This is a genomic window from Streptococcus sp. UBA632, assembly GCF_002300045.1.
Taxonomy (GTDB): domain Bacteria; phylum Bacillota; class Bacilli; order Lactobacillales; family Streptococcaceae; genus Streptococcus; species Streptococcus alactolyticus.
This window is the reverse complement of the sequence record NZ_DBPA01000012.1, coordinates 6480-8925: the sequence shown is the minus strand read 5'-3', so window position 1 is coordinate 8925 and position 2446 is coordinate 6480. Positions and strand designations below refer to the sequence as shown.

The following is a 2446-nucleotide window of genomic DNA, read 5'->3' as shown; positions in this document are numbered from 1 at the left end:
ACTTCAAGCTTTTGTGATTAGTGAGCAACCATGTCTTGGGCGATTTCTTTTCCAGTCAAATCATCAGGGTAATAGGTAGGCCAATGCGACATCTCTTTCAAGAGGGCTTTTTGGCTTTTACCACCCCAGAAAATGTGGAAATGGGTCGAATCTGTTTCAGAGATATTGTGGTCGCTAAATTGCACGTATTTGAATTCACCAGCATTTGGATCGTCGGTTTCAAATAGGTAACGCACGCCACGATTGCCTTTTTCATAGGTCAAGACCTTATAGCCACTGTATTTATAAGTAAATTGATACTTTTGGTCGCCTTTGATAAAGGTGATGGTATTCTTTTTGCCATTAATATTGATGTGGTCAACGTCGGTCTGATAGCCTGTGGTGTAATAGTCTTTGTATTCCTCAGCTGTTTTTTCCCCTTTTGACAACTGAGCCTTGTATTCCCAGACTTGGTCGAGATCACCGTTAACGAGATAAGGGTAAACCGACTGCCATTTTCCTGACCAATCTTTCAAAGAACGGTCGGTGATATCTTTGTCTTTAAAATAGCCGTTTTCTACGGTTTTGCCGGTGTCCTCTTCTGCTTTAATGGTCTTACCAGCAACATCTGTCGTCAATTCCAGAGCCTTGAGATTGGCTTTCATCTCACTAATGTAATTCTCGCCTGATTTCATCTCTTTGCTGGTCAAACTTTCAATGGGATTGAGGACAGCGGTCTTAACACCTGTTTCATCCGCCAAGGTTTCTGCTACCTTACTTGAGGCATTTTTTTCAAAATAAATATAGCGGATATCGTATTTTTGGACATATTTAGCCAGATTAACCAAACGTTTGGCTGACGGTTCGCTATCTGCTGAAATACCTGTAATCGGAATTTGCGTCAAACCATAATCTAAAGCCAAGTAGCCAAAGGCTGCGTGCTGAGTGACGAAGCTTTTTTGCTTGGCTTGGGACAATTTATCCGTGTACAAAGCGTCAAGGTCACTTAGTTCTGTTAGGTAGGCTGCTGCATTATTGGTAAAAACTTCAGCTTTATCAGGGTATTTGGCGATAAAGGCATCTCGGATATTTTCCACCAACATCATTGCACGCTTGGGCGACAACCAGACATGGGGATCGTAGGCATGAGAGTGCCCTTCGTGGCTTTCCCCTTCTTCTTCCTCCTCAGTCGTGCCAGCCAAGAGCAACATATCACCTGTTGCTTTCACTACGGTCAATTGTGGGGCTTTGACAGAAGATACCACGCTATCCACCCAGGTTTCCATATTGTCATCTAGATAAACAAAAACATCAGCATCTGAAATAGTGGCAATATTTTTGGTTGATGGCTCAAAATCATGGGGTTCCGTTCCTGCTTTTACCAACATAGTAACATCAGCTGTGTCACCTGTGACCGCCTTGGTAAATTCATACACTGGGTAGAAAGTGGTTACCACGCTGATTTTATCATCTGCAGCGACAGGCTTGTTGGCTCCTGTCAAGCAAAGTAAAAGCAAGGCAACACCTGCGACAATCGTTACAAACAGTCTTTTCATAACACTCCTTTTATTAACTGGTTAATATTTTACTGGTTAAGTATACCATATTCTCCCGTTTTTGCAAGGTTTTCTTTTCAAAATAGCAAAAAATCCTTTGGGAGACTGGCTCCCAAAGGATTTACTAGTTTAATATTAGTCACTAACTGAAAAATGATTGGTCATCAAGTTACTTGCATCAAAAAGAACCTTATTCAACAAGTCTTGGGTTTGTTGCTGTACGTCATCACTCATGGCTTGGTTTTCAGCGTCAAAATCTACTTTTTCGCCTCTAGCCAAAGCAGCATCGACACGACCAATGCGAGCATGACCAGCCGCCATTGTGCTTTCAACGTAGGCTTCGATATCCCCTTCGTGTTGGTGGAAATGCGGGTCAGCAATGGCAGCAATCAAACGGTTTGCCCAGTAGAAGGAATCCGTTGACACGTTGGCACCTGTATTGGAAAAGTAGGCTGGTGTTGTTGAAATTTGAGTAAAGAACGGCACCATTGTACCAAATGGCATTGAGCCATAGGCCAGCCACTGAATACCAGTGGTGTCATGTGGTTTGTCAGGGCGCAATTGAAGAATAGCGGTTTGACTGGTACGATTGATACCAATGGTACGGAAGGCACGTTGGGTTACCTTATTGCCTTCTGGTCCGTAAGGGTCAAATTCCGTATCTTGATAATGGTTGCTAAGCACGTATTTGACGTCTTCGATAGTGATTTTGCGATAAGGTTTTTGTGCCCAAGGAATGAAGAAACTGCGAGGGTCTTGTTTGATTTCAGGGTTTAAGAAACGTTGCATAGCCCAAGCGCGTGGAGTGTTGTAGTGACGGTCTTTGTCACGTTGGCTACCAAAGGCATAACGTGGGTTGAAATGCTCATTTGAATAAGTCAAATCAAGGTTGTTATCCTCAATAAAATCAC

General features: G+C 42.9%; 1 protein-coding gene and 1 pseudogene (1 of these 2 running past the window's edge). Both read right to left on the bottom strand.

Going from position 1 to position 2446, the window contains the following annotated elements; all coding sequences use genetic code 11:
• Positions 1-17 precede the first annotated feature (17 nt).
• The gene (locus B3473_RS01245; protein ID WP_154454210.1) at positions 18-1535 is read right to left on the bottom strand and encodes a zinc ABC transporter substrate-binding protein AdcA; all 1518 of its coding nucleotides are present in this window, start codon (positions 1533-1535) and stop codon (positions 18-20) included.
• A 135-nt stretch (positions 1536-1670) separates the two neighbouring features.
• Positions 1671-2446, bottom strand: a pseudogene (locus B3473_RS01240) (C69 family dipeptidase); its annotated part runs 319 nt beyond the window's last position; the annotation flags it as partial.